18 protein-coding genes and 2 tRNA genes are annotated in these 17,412 nt (G+C 71.8%); 6 read left to right on the forward strand and 14 right to left on the reverse strand.

The genetic code is table 11. The annotated features are described in order from the left end of the window. Window positions 1-49: 49 nt before the first annotated feature. The 3 genes from ACJA3G_RS11230 to pgsA are packed head-to-tail and all read right to left on the reverse strand — an operon-like array spanning window position 50 to window position 2,756. A complete protein-coding gene (locus tag ACJA3G_RS11230; RefSeq protein WP_406552777.1) occupies window positions 50-1,210 on the reverse strand; it encodes a glycosyltransferase family 4 protein in 1,161 nt (386 codons plus the stop codon). Beyond that, window positions 1,207-2,103 carry a phosphatidylinositol mannoside acyltransferase gene (locus ACJA3G_RS11235; protein WP_406552778.1) on the reverse strand — a complete coding sequence of 299 codons (897 nt, stop codon included), beginning with the start codon at window positions 2,101-2,103 and terminating at the stop codon, window positions 1,207-1,209. Before ACJA3G_RS11235 ends, ACJA3G_RS11230 begins: the two co-directional genes overlap by 4 nt. Beyond that, window positions 2,103-2,756: a phosphatidylinositol phosphate synthase gene (pgsA, locus tag ACJA3G_RS11240; protein ID WP_406552779.1), complete on the reverse strand. Its 654-nt coding sequence runs from the start codon at window positions 2,754-2,756 to the stop codon at window positions 2,103-2,105. The genes ACJA3G_RS11235 and pgsA overlap by 1 nt, the downstream gene beginning before the upstream one ends. A gap of 283 nt (window positions 2,757-3,039) precedes the next feature. On the opposite strand from pgsA, the gene ACJA3G_RS11245 reads away from it, so the two are divergent. Beyond that, window positions 3,040-5,247 (forward strand): elongation factor G-like protein EF-G2, encoded by a 2,208-nt coding sequence (locus ACJA3G_RS11245; protein ID WP_406552780.1) that lies wholly within the window; start codon window positions 3,040-3,042, stop codon window positions 5,245-5,247. Between the two features lie 184 nt (window positions 5,248-5,431). Continuing rightward, window positions 5,432-7,087: a hypothetical protein gene (locus ACJA3G_RS11250; protein ID WP_406552781.1), complete on the forward strand. Its 1,656-nt coding sequence runs from the start codon at window positions 5,432-5,434 to the stop codon at window positions 7,085-7,087. Window positions 7,088-7,090: 3 nt separating this feature from the next. Here ACJA3G_RS11250 and ACJA3G_RS11255 read toward each other — a convergent pair whose 3' ends face one another. From ACJA3G_RS11255 to ACJA3G_RS11270, 4 genes are all read right to left on the reverse strand, one after another. Next, entirely contained in the window at window positions 7,091-7,651 is a 561-nt protein-coding gene (locus ACJA3G_RS11255; protein WP_406552782.1) for an HIT family protein, read from the reverse strand. 78 nt (window positions 7,652-7,729) lie between these two features. Next, complete coding sequence (thrS, locus tag ACJA3G_RS11260) at window positions 7,730-9,706, reverse strand: threonine--tRNA ligase (protein ID WP_406552783.1); 1,977 nt, start codon at window positions 9,704-9,706, stop codon at window positions 7,730-7,732. Window positions 9,707-9,829: 123 nt separating this feature from the next. Beyond that, a complete protein-coding gene (locus ACJA3G_RS11265; RefSeq protein ID WP_406552784.1) occupies window positions 9,830-11,026 on the reverse strand; it encodes a hypothetical protein in 1,197 nt (398 codons plus the stop codon). Continuing rightward, window positions 11,026-11,592, reverse strand: a complete 567-nt coding sequence (locus ACJA3G_RS11270) for a DUF4365 domain-containing protein (protein WP_406552785.1) — start codon at window positions 11,590-11,592, stop codon at window positions 11,026-11,028. Before ACJA3G_RS11270 ends, ACJA3G_RS11265 begins: the two co-directional genes overlap by 1 nt. A gap of 139 nt (window positions 11,593-11,731) precedes the next feature. On the opposite strand from ACJA3G_RS11270, the gene ACJA3G_RS11275 reads away from it, so the two are divergent. Beyond that, window positions 11,732-12,457: a 3'-5' exonuclease gene (locus ACJA3G_RS11275; protein ID WP_406552786.1), complete on the forward strand. Its 726-nt coding sequence runs from the start codon at window positions 11,732-11,734 to the stop codon at window positions 12,455-12,457. Between the two features lie 102 nt (window positions 12,458-12,559). Here the strand turns inward: ACJA3G_RS11275 and ACJA3G_RS11280 are convergent. The 4 genes from ACJA3G_RS11280 to ACJA3G_RS11295 all read right to left on the reverse strand — a co-directional run bounded on the left by ACJA3G_RS11280 (window position 12,560) and on the right by ACJA3G_RS11295 (window position 13,807). Continuing rightward, window positions 12,560-12,631: transfer RNA gene (locus ACJA3G_RS11280), tRNA-Val, on the reverse strand. 39 nt (window positions 12,632-12,670) lie between these two features. Then, on the reverse strand, window positions 12,671-13,141 hold the full coding sequence (locus tag ACJA3G_RS11285) for an SRPBCC family protein (RefSeq protein WP_406552787.1): 471 nt from the start codon (window positions 13,139-13,141) through the stop codon (window positions 12,671-12,673). A 107-nt stretch (window positions 13,142-13,248) separates the two neighbouring features. Then, window positions 13,249-13,320, reverse strand: a tRNA-Val gene (locus ACJA3G_RS11290). A gap of 76 nt (window positions 13,321-13,396) precedes the next feature. After that, a complete protein-coding gene (locus tag ACJA3G_RS11295; RefSeq protein ID WP_406552788.1) occupies window positions 13,397-13,807 on the reverse strand; it encodes a TIGR02611 family protein in 411 nt (136 codons plus the stop codon). A gap of 189 nt (window positions 13,808-13,996) precedes the next feature. Between ACJA3G_RS11295 and ACJA3G_RS11300 the strand changes: the two genes are divergently transcribed. Continuing rightward, entirely contained in the window at window positions 13,997-14,410 is a 414-nt protein-coding gene (locus tag ACJA3G_RS11300) for an SsgA family sporulation/cell division regulator (protein WP_003987206.1), read from the forward strand. Between the two features lie 208 nt (window positions 14,411-14,618). Next, a complete protein-coding gene (locus ACJA3G_RS11305) occupies window positions 14,619-15,176 on the forward strand; it encodes a CGNR zinc finger domain-containing protein (RefSeq protein WP_406552789.1) in 558 nt (185 codons plus the stop codon). Between the two features lie 28 nt (window positions 15,177-15,204). On the opposite strand, the gene ACJA3G_RS11310 is transcribed toward ACJA3G_RS11305, so the two are convergent. Together ACJA3G_RS11310 and ACJA3G_RS11315 are read right to left on the reverse strand one after the other, a co-directional pair. Then, window positions 15,205-15,384: a hypothetical protein gene (locus ACJA3G_RS11310; RefSeq protein ID WP_406552790.1), complete on the reverse strand. Its 180-nt coding sequence runs from the start codon at window positions 15,382-15,384 to the stop codon at window positions 15,205-15,207. A 383-nt stretch (window positions 15,385-15,767) separates the two neighbouring features. After that, window positions 15,768-16,214 carry a hypothetical protein gene (locus tag ACJA3G_RS11315; protein ID WP_406552791.1) on the reverse strand — a complete coding sequence of 149 codons (447 nt, stop codon included), beginning with the start codon at window positions 16,212-16,214 and terminating at the stop codon, window positions 15,768-15,770. A gap of 155 nt (window positions 16,215-16,369) precedes the next feature. Between ACJA3G_RS11315 and ACJA3G_RS11320 the strand changes: the two genes are divergently transcribed. Continuing rightward, a complete protein-coding gene (locus tag ACJA3G_RS11320; protein WP_406552792.1) occupies window positions 16,370-16,888 on the forward strand; it encodes a DsbA family protein in 519 nt (172 codons plus the stop codon). A gap of 16 nt (window positions 16,889-16,904) precedes the next feature. On the opposite strand, the gene ACJA3G_RS11325 is transcribed toward ACJA3G_RS11320, so the two are convergent. Then, window positions 16,905-17,412 (reverse strand): GNAT family N-acetyltransferase (locus ACJA3G_RS11325; RefSeq protein ID WP_406552793.1); only part of this gene is annotated, 508 nt, incomplete at its 5' end.

Genomic DNA, 17,412 nt, shown 5'->3' on the forward strand with positions numbered 1-17,412 from the left:
CCCCCGGAGGGTTAAGGGAAAGGGCGGGGAGGGGCGAACCCCCCGGTGGTCAGTCGCGCGCCAAGCCGAACCGTGCCATGAACCCCGGACGTTCGTCCGTCGCCACCGACGCCGCCCCGTCCGTCACCGTCTCGTACACCGCCAGGATGTCCGCCCCCACCGTCGACCAGTCGAAGCGGCGCACATGGGCCGAGCCACGTGCGCTCAGTTCGGCCCGGCGGGCCGGGTCGGCCAGGAGGCGCAGGGCCGAGGTCGCCAGGGCGTCCGCGTCCTCGTTGGTGAAGAGTTCGCCCGCGCTGCCCTGGTCCAGGACCTGCGCGAACGCGTCCAGGTCGCTGGCCAGCACCGCCGCCCCGGCCGAGAGCGCCTCGACCAGGATGATGCCGAAGCTCTCGCCGCCGGTGTTGGGCGCCACGTACACGTCGACGCTGCTCAGGAAGCGCGCCTTGTCCTCGTCGCTGACCATGCCCAGGAACTCCACGCGCGAGCGGAGTTCGGGCGGCAGGGACGCCACCGCCTCCTGCTCGTCGCCGCGCCCCGCCACCAGCAGCCGGGTCCCGGGGCGTTCCCGGAGGATCCTGGGCAGCGCCCTGATCAGGACCGGCAGGCCCTTCCTCGGCTCGTCGATACGGCCTATGAAGCCCAGGGTGTCGCCCTGCCACTCGGGCCGGGGCTCGGCCTTGGCGAAGAAGTCGACGTCGACCCCGTTGGGGATCACGACCGCGTCGCCGCCGAGGTGCTCGACCAGGGTGCGCCGCGCGTACTCGCTCACCGCGATCCGCGCGCTGATCTTCTCCAGGGCGGGCTGGAGGATCGGGTAGGCCGCGATCATCGCCCGCGAGCGCGGGTTGGATGTGTGGAAGGTCGCCACGATGGGGCCCTGCGCCGCCCAGCAGCTCAGCAGGCCCAGCGAGGGCGAGGCGGGCTCGTGGATGTGGATGACGTCGAAGGTGCCCTCGTGCAGCCACCGCCGTACCCGGGCCGCCGACAGGAACCCGAAGTTCAGCCTGGCCACCGAGCCGTTGTACGGCACCGGGACCGCCCGGCCCGCCGAGACCACGTACGGCGGCAGCGGCGTCTCGTCGTCGGCGGGGGCCAGGACCGAGACCTCGTGGCCGCGCCGGATCAGATGCTCGGCCAGGTCCCTGATGTGGAACTGGACTCCGCCGGGTACGTCCCAGGAGTACGGGCAGACGATGCCGATCCTCACGCCCGGCGCTCCTCAAGGTCGGCGAGCCACAGCCGCTGCAGCATGTGCCAGTCCTCCGGGTGCTCGGCGATTCCGGTGGCGAAGGCGTCGGCCAGCGCCTGGGTCATCACGGAGGTCTTCTCCGCGCGCGTGCCCGTCTCGGGCACGTCGATCGGCGGGTGCACCCTGCCCTGCATGACGGGCGATCCGTCGTACCAGAGCGTCACGGGCAGCAGCAGCGCGCCCGTCTGCTGGGCCAGCATGGCGGGGCCGGCCGGCATCCGCGCCGCCTCACCGAAGAACTTCACCTCGACGCCCGAGGCGGACAGGTCACGGTCGGCCACCAGGCAGACCAGGCCGCCCGCCCGCAGCCGCCTCGCCAGGGTGCCGAAGGCCGCGCCGCCGGTGTGCGGCAGGACCTCCATGCCGAGGCTCTCGCGGTAGGCGACGAACCGGTCGTACAGCGTCTCGGGCTTGAGCCGCTCGGCGACCGTGGTGAACGGCGTCTCCAGCTTGGTGGTGACCCAGGCGCCCGCCAGGTCGTAGTTGCCCATGTGCGGCAGCGCCAGGACCACGCCCCGCCCGGCGGCGAGGCCGTCGGTGAGATGGTGCAGGTCCCGGGGCGCGAAGCCGGTCTTCATCCGGTCCTTGCTCCAGGCCGGCAGCCGGAAGGACTCCATCCAGTACCGCATGTAGGAGCGCATCCCGGCCCGCGACAGCTCGGCCAGGCGCTGCGGGGAGGCGTCGGGCACCACGCGCGCGAGGTTGGACTCCAGGCGCAGCACGCTCTTGCCGCGCCGCTTCCACACCGTGTCCGCGATCCGCCGGCCCAGGCCCGTGGCGACCGGCTCGGGGAGCTTCTTGACGGTGGCCCAGCCCAGTCCGTAGAGCGTGTCCGTCAGCCGTTCCCGCATCAGGCCGCCTCGCTCGCGGAGGCGGCGTCCGCCTCCGCGGATTCCCGGCGCACCGTCACCACCCGCTGGATCAGCGTGATCAGACTGCCCACGGCCACGATCCACAGCGCGATCGGCAGCAGGATCTGGATGCCCGGCACCCCGAACTTGTGCAGCCCCGCGAGCCCCGCCGCGACCAGCGAGATCACCAGGCGTTCCGCCCGCTCGATCAGGCCGTTGACGGCGACCGGCAGCCCGATCGACTCGCCGCGCGCCTTGGTGTACGAGACGACCTGGCCACTGGCCAGGCAGAAGATCGCGACCGCGCACAGCACGTTGTCGTCGCCGCGGCCCGCGTACCAGAGGGCGAAGCCGCCGAAGATCGCCCCGTCCGCGACGCGGTCCAGCGTGGAGTCGAGGAACGCGCCCCAGCGGCTGGAGATCCCGGCCTGGCGGGCCATGTTGCCGTCGACCAGGTCGGAGAAGACGAACAGGGTGATGACGATCGTGCCCCAGAAGAACTCCCCGCGGGGGAAGAAGACCAGCGCCCCCGCCATCACTCCGGCCGTGCCCAGCAGGGTGACGGCGTCGGGGCTCACCCCCCGGCGGAGCAGAAACGCGGCGAACGGCGTGAGGACACGCGTGAAGAATGCACGCGCGTACTTGTTCAGCATGGCCTTCCCGACGGTCGGTGTGGCCGCGCGGCCCTGCTGGCCACCGGCTGGCCCATCGTAGCCAGGCCCGCGCGCCTCCACCGCCGCGCACCCTCACCCGCCCGCGTTCCCGTACGACGTATGGACGCACCGTGACCGGAGTGGAACGCTGGAAAGACCGCGGGCACGCGAAGCCGCCTCCGCCGGGGTTCTCCCTGGCCGGGGGCCGGGGGAGGAATCCGCGCGACCGCGCCCTCTCACCACCTCACCGTGCAGGAAACGGAAGCGATACGGGAGGAACGGCATGGGCGACAAGGCGAGTGCACATCCCGGAGCCGCCGGCAGGGCAGCTACGGCCGACCACCCCTCATCCGTAAGGAACGTGGTGCTGGTCGGCCACAGCGGATCCGGGAAGACGACATTGGTGGAAGCGCTCGCGCTGACGGCGGGGGCCGTCAACCGCGCGGGCCGGGTCGAGGACGGCGGGACCGTCTCCGACTACGACGAGATCGAACACCGCCAGCAGCGCTCGGTCCAGCTCTCGCTGGTCCCCGTGGAATGGGGCGGCTGCAAGATCAATATTCTGGACACCCCCGGATACGCCGACTTCGTCGGAGAACTCAGGGCCGGTCTGCGAGCGGCGGACGCGGCCCTTTTCGTCGTCTCCGCCTCGGACGGCGTGGACGGCGCCACCCGCATGGTGTGGGACGAGTGCGCGGCCGTGGGCATGCCCCGGGCCATCGTGGTCACCCACCTGGAGGCGGCCCGCGCCGACTTCACGGAGATGACCCGGGTGTGCGCCGAGGCGTTCGGCGGCGACGACCCCGACGCCGTACTGCCGCTCTACCTGCCGCTGCACGGCCCCGAGGGCCCCGACGGCCACGCGCCCGTCACCGGTCTGATCGGGCTCCTCTCGCAGCGGGTGTACGACTACGCCTCCGGCGAGCGCAAGGAGGCCGAGCCCGGCCCCGAGCAGCTCCCGCTGGTCGAGGAGGCCCGCAACCGGCTGATCGAGGGGATCATCGCCGAGAGCGAGGACGAGACCCTCATGGACCGCTATCTGGGCGGCGAGGAGATCGACGTCGAGACGCTGATCGGCGACCTGGAGCGGGCGGTGGCACGCGGCACCTTCCATCCCGTCCTGGCCGCCGCGCCCGCCGCCGAGGGCGCCCGCCAGGGCATCGGCACCGTGGAGCTCCTGGAGCTGGTCACCGGCGGCTTCCCGACCCCCCTGGAGCGCACCGCGCCCGAGGTCACCACCCCGCAGGGCGCCGCGCGCCCCACCCCGCTCTGCGCCCCCGAGGGCCCGCTGGTCGCCGAAGTGATCAAGACCTCGTCCGACCCCTATGTGGGCCGTGTCAGCCTGGTCCGGGTCTTCTCCGGCACCCTCCGCCCCGACGAGACCGTCCATGTCTGCGGACACGGGATGACCGACCGGGGCCCCGAGAGCCATGCCCTCCACGAGATCGACGAGCGGATCGGCGCGCTCTCCTCCCCGTTCGGCAAACAGCAGCGCACGCTGAGCTCCTGCATCGCCGGGGACATCGCGTGCGTGGCCAAGCTGACCCGCGCCGAGACCGGGGACACCCTCTCCGGCAAGGACGACCCGCTGCTGATGGCGCCCTGGGACATGCCCGACCCGCTGCTCCCCCTCGCCATCCAGGCCCACAGCAAGGCCGACGAGGACAAGCTCTCGCAGGGCCTGTCCCGGCTCGTCGCCGAGGATCCGACCATGCGCCTGGAGCAGAACCCGCACACCCACCAGCTGGTCCTGTGGTGCCTGGGCGAGGCCCACAAGGACGTGGCGCTGGAGCGGCTGCGCAGCCGGTACGGCGTCCAGGTCGACGTCGTCCCGCACAAGGTCTCCCTGCGCGAGACCTTCGGCGACACGGCCACCGGGCGCGGGCGCCACGTCAAGCAGTCCGGCGGCCACGGTCAGTACGCGATCTGCGAGATCGAGGTGGCGCCGCTGCCGCCCGGATCCGGTATCGAGTTCGTCGACAAGGTGGTGGGCGGGGCCGTGCCGCGCCAGTTCATCCCCTCCGTGGAGAAGGGCGTACGCACCCAGGCGGCCCGGGGCGTGGCCGCCGGCTATCCGCTCGTCGACGTACGGATCACGCTCCTGGACGGCAAGGCGCACTCGGTGGACTCCTCCGACGCCGCCTTCCAGACCGCCGGGGCGCTCGCGCTGCGCGAGGCCGCCGCCGACGCCCGCATCCATCTGCTCGAACCCGTCGCCGAGCTCCAGGTGCTGGTGCCCGACGACTACGTCGGCCCGGTCATGAGCGATCTGTCCGGCCGCCGGGGCCGCGTCGTCGGCACCGAGCAGGCGGGCCCCGGGCGCACCCTGGTCCGGGCGGAGGTGCCCGAGATCGAGATCGGGCGGTACGCGATCGACCTGCGCTCCGTCTCGCACGGCACCGGCCGGTTCGACCGCGGCTACGCCCGGCACGAGCCGATGCCGCCGCAGCTGGCGGAGAAGCTCCGGGAATCGATGGAAAAGACCGGTTAGACACGAAAACTGATGGATCGTCGGAAGCGCCGCCCGCCCAACCCCCGTGCGGCGGACGGCATTCCGACGTCCCGTGTCGCTGAGGCGCGGACCCCGATACGCTGGGTCCCTGCTCAGCAGGTGTGCGGGGAACGGCAGTCGGGAAGAGGCCGCAGAGCGACGTTGTGCGGCGATGGGGGCGGTAGTGGCGGACCAACCATTCGACTTCTCACCCGGGGCCCAGGTCCCGCTCCAGGGCTCGGCGGGCCAGACGGCCGCGACCCAGGCACTCGCCTCGGCCGCCTACCGCGACAGCCCGGTCACCGACATACTCAAGGCCAACAACGAGTGGCACGAGTCGGTCGTCACCAAGCCCCGGCTCTCGCTCTTCGAACCCAACCTCGGTGAGGCCTTCTCGCGCGCCGTGCAGTCCCGCATGCTCGGTGCCACCCGCAACGCGCTCATCCAGTCCTTCGGCACCGAGCCCCAGACCGTCGTCGAGCACTGCCTCGCCGCGATCCGGATCCGCAAGGAGCGCGACACCAAACTCACCCTGGTCACGGGCGTCTTCGGCGTGCTCTTCCTGCCCGGACTGCTGCTCTGGCTCGGCCTCTTCCAGCTGCGCCGCACCCTCGCCGGGGCCAAGGACCGCCGCGTCGGAGCCCTCGGCAACCTGCTCCTGCTGGCCTTCGCCGTGCTCGCGGTGATCGCTCTGGTCAAGCTGCCCTTCGGCGGTTTCCTCGCGATCTATCTGCGCGCCATGCTGGTGATGCCCGTCCTCGGCTGGTTCTGGGCCAAGCAGATCTGCGAGACCACCGCCAAGGACCTGCGCGCCCGCTGGAACGGCCTGCTCGCCGGGGGCGGGGTCGGTGCCAGGATCCCCGAGGCCGTACCGAAGAACCCGCACGAGACCGCCGCCGAGCGGCTGCGCCAGAGCCTGGCCAAGCTCACCGCCGAACAGCAGAGCAACGCCGTCTTCTACGCCGGTCCCAAGGGGATACTCGGCATGGGCACCCGCTGGGGCAGCTGGCAGCTGGCCGAGGAGCTCATCCCCAAGGAACCCGGCAAGGAGATCCACGGCTTCCGCAGCTGGGACGTCATCAGGTCCATCCAGGACCGCCTCCAGCTCCTCGAACGCGGCCCCCTGCACACCGGCGGCTTCCCGCGGCCCTCGGTCACCAACTGGGTGGTCTCCCCCGTCGGGGAGAACGCCAAGGAGGTCGCCCGGCCCACCGGCCAGGACGTCGACAGCTTCCAGGTCCGTCAGCACGAGGTCCAGCGGATCTGCAACGAGCAGCAGTTCTCCAGCGGCAACCGCCACTACCTGGGCGTGCAGTTCACCCTCTGGGACGGCCAGCTGGTGATCACCATGATGATCACGGTGACCGTGCTCCACGAGACCCTGCGCATCGAGGTCACCGGCCATGCCCTGGGCCCGGTGCACGCCCTGTTCACCACCAAGCCCAGCCCCAAGACCAAGTCGGTCGACAAGACCTTCAAGTTCTGGGAGAAGAAGGAGATACAGCTTCCGCTGGTCGAGCCGCGCGAGGTCGTCCGCCTCGCCGCCCGCGCCCCGCTCACCTGGTACCCGCCGCTCCTCGACCACCTCGGGGGCAAGCTGGTGCTGCCGGAGCCGTTCGGTCTGCGGCACGCCTGGGCCGACAAGCCCTGGCGCCACCGCTTCATGGCCGACGACGCGATGCGGGCGGCCACGCCGGTGCTGCGCGTGGTGCACGCCGCCGCGATGAAGGTGCTCGACGAGCACGGCGTGAACACCGAGCGCTTCACCAACCGCTCGATGATCCTGAGCGGCATGGTGCAGGACCCGGCGCCGCGCAAGGCCGATCTGTACGACGCCTGAGCGTCAGCTCCTGGGCCAGGCACGCGCGAGCATCTCGCGGGTGTCGCCCAGGAGTTGGGGCAGGATCTTGGTGTGTCCCACGACGGGCATGAAGTTGGTGTCGCCGCCCCAGCGGGGCACGATGTGCTGGTGCAGATGGGCGGCGATACCGGCGCCGGCGACCGAGCCCTGGTTCATGCCGATGTTGAAGCCGTGCGCCCCCGAGGCGGTCCGCAGCGCCGTCATGGCCTGCTTGGTGAGCTCGGCGAGCTCCAGGGTCTCGGCGGCGTCCAGGCCGGTGTAGTCGGCCACGTGCCGGTAGGGCACGACCATGAGGTGGCCGCCGTTGTACGGGTAGAGGTTGAGCACCGCGTACACGTGCTCGCCGCGGGCGACGATGAGCCCGTCCTCGTCCGACTTGGCCGGGATCGAGCAGAACGGGCAGCCGTCGCCGGCGTCCGGGCCGGTCGGCTTGTTCTCACCCTGGATGTACGCCATCCGGTGGGGCGTCCACAGGCGCTGGAAGGCGTCCTGGACACCCACTCCGATCTGCTGTTCCGGCTCACTCGTCATGCTGTGCAGCATATGACTTCACCGGGCGCGACGAGGAGCGGCCCCCGGGGAGCGGGGCTTCCCGGGGGCCGCGTCGAGCTGGTGGGGGCGTCAGACCTGCGCCCGCTCCTCGACGACCTTGAGGAGCTTGGCGATGGCCTCGTCGACCGGGATGCCGTTCTCCTGCGACCCGTCGCGGTAGCGGAACGAGACGGCACCGGCGGCCATGTCCTCGTCACCCGCGATGACCATGAACGGGACCTTGGCCTTCTGGTGGTTGCGGATCTTCTTCTGCATCCGGTCCGAGGACGCGTCCACCTCGACCCGCAGGCCCTTCTTCTTCGCCGCGGCGGCGAACTCCTGCAGGTACGGGATGTGGGCGTCGCCGATCGGGATGCCCACCGCCTGGACCGGGGCCAGCCACGGCGGCATGACGCCCGCGTAGTGCTCCAGGAGCACCGCGAAGAAGCGCTCGATCGAGCCGAACAGCGCGCGGTGGATCATGACGGGGCGCTGCTTGGAGCCGTCCGGACCGGTGTACTCCAGGTCGAAGCGCTCCGGCAGGTTGAAGTCGAGCTGCACGGTCGACATCTGCCAGGTGCGGCCGATGGCGTCCTTGCACTGCACGGAGATCTTCGGGCCGTAGAACGCGGCGCCGCCCGGGTCCGGGACCAGCGGGAGGCCCTGCTTCTCGGCCACCTGCCGCAGGGTCTCGGTGGCCTCCTCCCAGACCTCGTCCGAGCCGACGAACTTCTCCGGGTCCTTGGTGGACAGCTCCAGGTAGAAGTCGGTCAGACCGTAGTCGCGCAGCAGGTTCAGGACGAAGGTGAGCGTCTTGTCGAGCTCCTCCGCCATCTGCTCCCTGGTGCAGTAGATGTGCGCGTCGTCCTGGGTGAAGCCGCGGGCCCGGGTCAGACCGTGCACGACGCCCGACTTCTCGTACCGGTACACCGTCCCGAACTCGAACAGGCGCAGCGGCAGCTCACGGTAGGACCGGCCCCGCGCGTCGAAGATCAGGTTGTGCATGGGGCAGTTCATGGGCTTGAGGTAGTAGTCCACGCCCTCGTCGAGCTGCATGGGCGGGTACATGCCGTCGGCGTACCAGTCCAGGTGGCCCGACTGCTCGAAGAGCTTCCCCTTGGTCGCGTGCGGGGTGTAGACGAACTCGTAGCCCTCCTCCTCGTGCCGCTTGCGGCTGTAGTCCTCCATGACCCGGCGGATGATGCCGCCCTTGGGGTGGAAGACGGCGAGGCCGGAGCCGATCTGCTCCGGGATGGAGAACAGGTCGAGCTCGGCGCCGAGCTTGCGGTGGTCGCGCTTCTCGGCCTCGGCGAGGAAGTCGAGGTGCGCCTTCAGCTCGTCCTTGGAGGGCCAGGCGGTGCCGTAGATGCGCTGGAGCATCGGGTTCTTCTCGCTGCCCCGCCAGTACGCGGCGGCGTTGCGCATCAGCTTGAACGCCGGGATGTTCCGGGTGGTCGGCAGGTGCGGGCCGCGGCAGAGGTCCTTCCAGCACAGCTCGCCGGTCTTGGCGTCGAGGTTGTCGTAGATGGTCAGCTCGCCGCCGCCCACCTCGACGTCCGCGCCGTCGTCGGACGAGGCCGAGCCCTTGATGCCGATGAGCTCCAGCTTGTAGGGCTCGTCCGCGAGCTCCTCGCGGGCCGCCTCGTCGGTGACGACGCGGCGCGCGAAGCGCTGCCCCCGCTTCTGGATCTCCTGCATCTTCTTCTCGATGGCCTTCAGGTCCTCGGGAGTGAAGGGCCGCTCGACGTCGAAGTCGTAGTAGAAGCCGTCCCGGACCGGCGGGCCGATGCCCAGCTTGGCCTCGGGGAAGAGCTCCTGGACGGCCTGGGCCATCACATGGGCGGTGGAGTGGCGCAGGATGTTCAGGCCGTCCTCGGAGGAGATCTCGACGGGCTCGACCTCCTCGCCGTCCTTCACCACGTGGGCGAGGTCCTTCAGCTCACCGGCCACGCGGGCCGCCACGATGGTGCGCTCACCGGCGAAGAGCTCGGCAGCCGTAGTGCCCGTCGTCACCACGCGCTCTTCCCGCTCGGAATCGCGTTGGATGATCACACGGACGTCTGACACCGGTCTCTCCTGACTGAAGGGGTACGCACGCTCGTACCGCGTACGCGAAGGAATCCTACCGAGCCGGTGGCCTCCCCCGCGAAACAGTTCACGCGGCCCCGCGCCCCGGCGGGCGCCCCGGCCTCACTCCTCCCCCGCGCACGCCTCCTCGAAGAAGGCCATGCTCTCCATGGTCCCCTGGATCGACTTCATCAGCCGGTCCCGCTCGGCGTCGTCCACCTGGACCGGGGCCACGCCGCTCGCCCCCGCGAGCCTGCGGAAGCCGCCCCGGCTCTCCAGCCGGCCCGCCACCCGGATCGGCAGGCCGACGAGATGGGCGTGACCGGCGATCCGGTAGGCCTCCTCGTCCAGCTCCATCCGTACGTAGGGGATCTCCGCGCCCGCCAGCACCCGCAGCCGTACGGTCCCCGGGCCGCGCGGACCCGAGCGCCGCAGCCGGACCACCGCGCCGGTGACCCGGACCGGCAGCGCGGGCTCGTCGCGGAGGTAGCGCACCCCGGCCTCCCGGAGCGCGGGCAGGTCGCCGGGCGAGAACTCGACGGGCTCGGGGCGGGCCGCGCAGCCGGCCGGGACGCCCGCCGCCGGGGCCCACTCCAGGGCGACGCGGACGCCCTCCGAGCCCGAGACCAGGGCGACGACCGCCTCGGTGAGCTCGCGGCTGGCGCCGGCGCCGACGGCCGCGTCGAAGGCCTCCATGCCGCCGGTGGTACGGCGGTAGTCGATGGCCTCGCGGACCGCGTACAGCGCCTCGTACAGCCGGACGACGACCGGGCGGGCCTGTTCCACGGGGACGAACGCGGTGAGCCGTCCACCGGGCGCCTGGCCCACCAGGACGCCCTCCAGGGCGGCGAGCGCCTGCCGCCGGTGACGGGCGCCGTAGTACCCGGCCCGGCCGCGCACGGCGAGGGCCGCGGCCAGGAGCATGCCGTGCGCGGCGCCGCGCAGCCGCTCCTGTTCGCTCCAGGGGGCGGCGCCGGAGGGGCCCGGCGGGGTGCCGCGCCACCAGCGGACCTCGTCGCTGGGTACGGCGAGCGAGACGAGCACCTCGCGCGCGGAGGGCTCGGCCGAGCGGGCCAGCGCGGTGAGCGCCTCGCCGATCAGGTCCTCGCTGTCGGGGTACGCGCGGCTCTCCGGCACCAGCAGGCTGGTGCCGGGACCCGCGCCCGAGGGCGGGGTCCAGCGCGCGTACCGTCCCGCCGCGCCGCCGCGCCGCTGCCAGCCGTGGCGGCGCAGCAGCACGCCGAGCACCGCCGGGTCCACCTGCGCCGGGACCGGTTCGACGGCCTCGGGGCCGCCGGACTCCCCGCTCGACAGTCGCATCAGGGCCTCCCTCCCACCCCGACCCGGGTCATGATCTCGCAGAGCGCGCGATCGTCGAAGATCCGCGAGGTCGGTATCCGCACTGTGGTCCTGCGCCGCCCGGTCACCGCGTGGCCGGCCAGGTTGGTCCAGTAGCAGCAGTGCCGCAGCGCGAGCCGGTCGTGGCCCGCGCGCAGCCACTCGTCCCGGCTTCTGGGCACGAGCATCACGACCAGGATCYTGTGCACCGACACGGGGGTGCGGGCCAGCTTCACCAGGTGCTCGTTGTCGAGGGTGAAGGAGAAGGCACCGCCCGGGGGGTGCGGGGGGATCTGGTACGTGCACTTGAGCTGCACCTTGATCGTGACTTCGTCGTCGACCGTGTGGCCGGGGGCGCTGTGGCTCACGTGCCAGTCGATTCCGTTGTCCGGAAAGGGTTGTGAGAGCGAGCAGCCGGCGGCGGCGGCCACGGCGTGGAGGTAGCCCACCTGGAGGGTCTCCATGCAGGCGGTGGTGGCGAGTGAGCCGCGCGGCGGTCCGGTCGGCCCGGACAGGAGCCCGCTCGGCTCGGGCTGCGCGATCGCCATGCCGTCGTACGCCTTCCGTCAACTCGCGGGCCCGTCACCTGTGTTGTTGCCGATGGGCGTACGCCGCAAACAGCCCGGGTATCACGGAATCGGGCAGGAGACGCACGCCATCTGCCAAGGGTGCAAAGGGAGTTGAACCATGACGTGCTGGTATGAAGGCCCCCTGGCCGCTTTCGACACCGAGACGACGGGTGTGGACGTCGAGCGGGACCGGCTGGTCTCGGCCGCCCTGGTGGTGCAGGACGGACCGGGTTCACGCCCGCGGTCGACGCGCTGGCTGGTGAATCCGGGCATACCGGTGCCGGCCGCCGCGACCGCCGTGCACGGACTCACCGACGAGCACCTGCAGTTGAACGGGCGGTGGCCCGCGCCGGTGATGGAGGAGGTGGCCAGGGCGCTGTCCGAGGAGTGCGCGGCGGGCCGGCCGCTGGTGGTGATGAACGCGCCGTTCGATCTGACGCTGCTGGACCGGGAGTTGAGGCGGCACCGCGCCTCGTCGCTGGCGCGCTATCTGGACGGGGCGCCGCTGCGGGTGCTCGATCCGCGGGTCCTGGACAAGCATCTGGACCGGTACCGCAAGGGCCGGCGCACCCTGTCCGATCTGTGCGAGCACTACGGGGTGGTGCTGGAGGGCGCCCATGACGCGGCGGCGGACGCGCTGGCCGCGCTGGAGGTCGTACGGGCGGTGGGGCGGCGGTTCGCGGCGCGGCTGGAACGGCTGACCCCGGCGGAGATCCACACCCTTCAGACGGGCTGGCACGCGGCCCAGGCGCGGGGCCTTCAGGCGTGGTTCACGCGCAACGGGACGCCGGAGGCGGTGGACCCGGCGTGGCCCATGCGGCCCGAGCTCCCGGCGGCGGCCTGAGCGGCGGCCCCGGCGGCACGGCCTTCCGGCACGCCCCTTCGCCATGACCGGTCGGCACAAGCAGAAGGCCGGTCCGTCGATGACGGACCGGCCTTCTCCGGGTGGGCGATACTGGGTTCGAACCAGTGACCTCTTCGGTGTGAACGAAGCGCTCTCCCACTGAGCTAATCGCCCGGGAACGGACTGAACCATACAGGCCCGGACGGCCCGGGTTCAAACTCCGTTCAGGAGGGCCGTCAGCCCCCGCCGTCCGGAGCGCATCATCAGGGCGTGGTTGGCGAGGAAGACCGGCCGCCCGGGGAGCGCGAGGCGCCGCATCAGCGGCTTGCGCACCTCGACCTCCTGCTCGTACAGCGCGCGCGTGCCGCCGCCCCGCGCGCTGAGCGTCCAGCGGGCCCAGCCGTCCAGGTCGCCGCTCATGGCGACCTCCAGGACGCCGGCGGCCTCGTCGCGGCGCCGCTCGCGGGCGGTGACCACCAGGTCGTACGGGAGCAGGGAGCGGAACCGGGCGGTCCCCGCGCGGCCGTCGCCGCCCTCCGCGGTGGTGACCTCGCGGACCTGCGGCCACCAGCGGGGGTACTCCTCGACGCGCGCCAGGACCGCGAAGACGGTGGCGGGCGGGGCGGGCAGCTGCCAGACACTGCGGAACCGGTAGTGGCTCCAGCGCGCGGTCGTCGGCCTCATGGGGGAAGTCTGCGCCGGGGAGCGGAAAGTACACCGGTCCGGGGCGCGGGTTCCCGGAACGCCGAAGGCCCGGAGATCCGTGCGGATCTCCGGGCCTTCGGTCCGGGTGGGCGATACTGGGTTCGAACCAGTGACCTCTTCGGTGTGAACGAAGCGCTCTCCCACTGAGCTAATCGCCCGGGCGCACCGCAAACATTACCGCATGTCAGCGGGGCCTTTGACCAGGGCGGTGACCAGGATGGCGGGGTCCGCCCGTCAGTCGTTGATCTTCCACGGCATGACGAGGCCGAACTTCCAGAGGTAGGTCCCGGCGAGCACCGCCACGATCACCAGGGCGACCGTCGTCAGGATGATGTTCCGGCGCCGCACCTTGGGGTCGAGGGCCCGCTGGGCGGCCTCGGTGACCTTCCGCTTGGTCCAGCGCAGCACCAGCTGGGCCCAGACGAACTCGGTCGCCCAGATCGCCATACCGCCGAAGATCACCAGCCAGCCCGGCCCCGGCAGCGGAAGCATGATGACGCCCGCGACGACCACCGCGAGGCCGACCACGAAGACGCCGACCTGCCAGCTCAGGTGGAGCGTCCTGGACGCCTTGATGAAGGCGGGTGCCCGCGATCCCAGCGCCGCCTCGGGCGCCCCGGCCTGCTCGTCACTCCCCGTATTCATGCACTCCAACCTACCCGACGCGGACGCTCACCAGAATGGCCGCATAACCCAAAGTAATACTCCGCCGTACGAGCTACCTGAACACCCGCAAAACGGCCAGAGGGGTTTACAACGGCACCGTAGGTGGCATGTCGATTTCGCCGACGTGCGAATCCCCGAGCGCACACTGAGCGAAAGGCCCTGGCGCTTATGAACACCACGGTCAGCTGCGAGCTGCACCTGCGCCTCGTTGTGTCGAGCGAGTCCTCACTGCCTGTACCGGCGGGCCTGCGGTATGACACGGCCGATCCCTACGCCGTGCACGCCACCTTCCACACCGGAGCCGAGGAGACCGTCGAGTGGGTGTTCGCCCGCGACCTCCTCGCCGAGGGCCTGCACCGGCCCACCGGTACCGGAGACGTCAGAGTCTGGCCGTCGCGCAGCCACGGTCAGGGCGTCGTCTGCATCGCCCTCAGCTCCCCGGAAGGAGAAGCCCTGCTCGAAGCCCCCGCGCGGGCGCTGGAGTCGTTCCTCAAGCGGACCGACGCCGCGGTGCCACCGGGCACCGAGCACCGTCACTTCGATCTCGACACGGAGCTCTCGCACATCCTGGCCGAGAACTGAGCCAGGCCGAGAGCCGCACGGCGCCGTCCGACTCGGGGAGACGACGCCGCCCGGACACCCGCATAGGCACGCCCACCTCATAGGCATCTCACCGGCGCCCGTCCCGCGAGCACCCTCGCGGGACGGGCGCCGGTGCGCTGCTCGCGGGAGCCAGTAGAGTCGGCCAGCATCGGCGGGCACCGGCCCGCAGCAGGCCAGGGAGCGAATCGTGCTGATCCCTCACGACACCCGGATCGCCCTCGACATGGTGGTCGATCTGGTGAACACCGCGCCGGAGGGCGAGGAGCCGGACCGGCTCGCCGACGTCGAGGCGCTGTACGGCTTCGCACGGGAGCACGACGTCAGCGGCGTGGACAGCCTCACCGCGCGCGACCTCGCCGGTGTGCGGACGGTACGGGACCGCTTCTCGGCCGTCTTCGAGGCGGGGGACGCCCGGGCGGCGGCCGGCCTGGTCAACGAGATCGTGGCGGAGGCGGGCACCACGCCGCAGCTGACCGACCACGACGGCTACGACTGGCATGTGCACTACTTCGCGCCCGGCGCCTCGATCGCCGACCACCTGGCCGCCGACGGCGGGATGGCGCTGGCGTTCATCGTGGTGACGGGCGAGCAGGAGCGGCTGCGCCGGTGCGAGGCGCCGGACTGCGGGCGGGCCTTCGTGGACCTCTCGCGCAACCGTTCGCGCCGCTACTGCGACAGCCGCACCTGCGGGAACCGGCTGCACGTGGCCGCCTACCGGGCCCGGCGCAAGGAAGCCGCGGGCTGACACCCCGGGCGCCCTTCCGCGCGGCCGGTCACAAGAGGTACAGGTCGTGCACGGCCGCCATGAGCAGCAGACAGCCGATCACCCCGAGGAAGATCATCAACGGTGGCTGCGAAAGGGCGAAGAGGCAGCCGCGCGGCTCGTCGGCCGGGGGCGCGGGGTGCGGTTCTTCGGGCGGCGCGGGGACGTGCCCCGGGGAAGTGTCCAGCATCTCGGGGTGATGATGGACCAGCGCGGGCACCGTGGTGCGCCAACACGCCCACTCGGAGGGGGAGTTACTTCGATGTTGACGGGCAGGTGTTCCATCGCCACCCGGCCCGGTCCGCGCCCGTCCGCGCGGCGCCCGCGTCGCGCACCCATCGCGCCCACGCGGGCGGGTAATTGCCGGACGGGCCCGGCGGGACCCGGAAAAACATCTCCGAATCGCCTGTGGGAGCGCTCCCGGACCATGGCCGGAATTCAGTCCAACTGAAATTCCGTATAAGGGAATGAGCGACCATGGGAATTCCGCGCCCGGGCCGGTCACGGCACATTACGGAGCGTCAGATTCCGACGGGGTTTCAGATTCCGCGCCCGGCGGGCGGGCCGCCGGGCTCAGATCCCGTGCTTCTTCAGGATCGCCTCGATGTCACTGAAGTCCTCCCCGCCGGAGGTGCCCTTCGCCTTGGCGGCGGGCCGGGGCGCGGAGCCGCGCCCGGCGCCCAGGGAGGGCGCGGAGGCCCCCGGGGCGACCGCCTCGCCCTGGGCCGCCGCGGCGGCCCTGCGCTCCTTGCGGGTGCCGCCCTCGGAGCGCCGCTCGGCGAACCGGGTGACCGAGAAGAGCATCCAGGCGATGCCGAGCAGACCGAAGCCCGCCCAGACGGTCGGCTTGAAGACGATGCCGGACACCCAGCCCACGACCCCGGTCATGACCAGGGCCACGGGCACCAGCGCGTAGGCGGCGATCCGGGTGGCCGACAGGAAGCGCTTGCGGTAGGCCGTGACGGCGGCGATGCCCAGTCCGGCGGCGGACGCGGCGGAGCAGACGGTCTCGGCAAGCATCCGGTTCCTCCAGACATGGGGGGTGTGGCCCTTCCATCCTGCACCGCGGCGGGCCGTCCGGGCCACGGTGGGCCGGGACATCAGGGAGATCTCCGGGGCGGATCCTCCCCAGGTCCCGGTTGGGGCCCCTCGGGCGGGGCTGGAAGACTGGCCCCATGAGCGAGACCACCCCCGAAACCGGCTCCGCCCCCGTCGTCCTCGACGTGTGGTGCGAGCTCCAGTGCCCCGACTGCCACGCCGCCCTCGACGATGTCCGCGCCCTGCGGGAGCGGTACGGCGACCGGCTCGACATCCGGCTGCGGCACTTCCCGCTGGAGAAGCACAAGCACGCCTACGCCGCCGCCCAGGCCGCCGAGGAGGCGTTCGAGCAGGGCCGCGGGTGGCCTTACGCGGAGGCCGTCCTCGCCCGCACCGGGGAGCTCGGCGAGCGGGGCGAGCGCGTTCTGCTCGACACCGCGCGGGAACTCGGCCTGGACGCCGAGGAGTTCGACACCGCCCTGATCGACGGCCGACACCTGCTGATCGTCGACGCCGACCAGGCCGAGGGCAAGGCGATCGGCGTCACCGGCACCCCCACGTACGTCATCGACGGCGAGCGCCTGGACGGCGGCAAGAGCCAGGAAGGCCTGCGCGCCCGTATCCAGGAGATCGCGGACCGGCTGCTGGGCGCCTGAGGGACGTGGCCGTCCCTCAGAGGAGCGCCTTGGCGCGGTTGTACTCGACCGGCTCGTACCCCAGCGACTCGTACAGCCGCAGGGCCGGGATGTTGTCGGTGAAGACGTGCAGGGCCAGCGTGGACAGCCCGTCGGCCAGGGCCGCCCGCTCGGCCAGCAGCATCAGGGACCGGCCGTGGCCCCGGCCCCGGTGCTCCTCGGCGACGGCCACGTCGTACACATAGGCGCCCGGCCCGTCGTCCGGCCGCCGCCGGGCCACCCAGACGTGCCCGACCACGGCGTCACCGCTGACCAGCACCTCCAGATGGACGCCGGGCGTCGCCAGGCCGTCCGGGAGCAGTGCGCGATGGTCGGCCTCGGCCTTGGCGCGGGCCTGGTCGGCCGGGACGCCCCGGGCGATCCAGCCGCGGGCGTAGTTCTCCTGCTCGTCGTGGTGCCAGACGGTGAACTCGGCCTGGGTCATCGGCCGCCCGGCGCCCGGGGCGTCCCGGCCGACCAGGCCCGCGCCAAGGCCGAGGCCGACC

It is taken from the genome of Streptomyces sp. YS-3 (genome assembly GCF_045257485.1).
Lineage (GTDB): Bacteria > Actinomycetota > Actinomycetes > Streptomycetales > Streptomycetaceae > Streptomyces.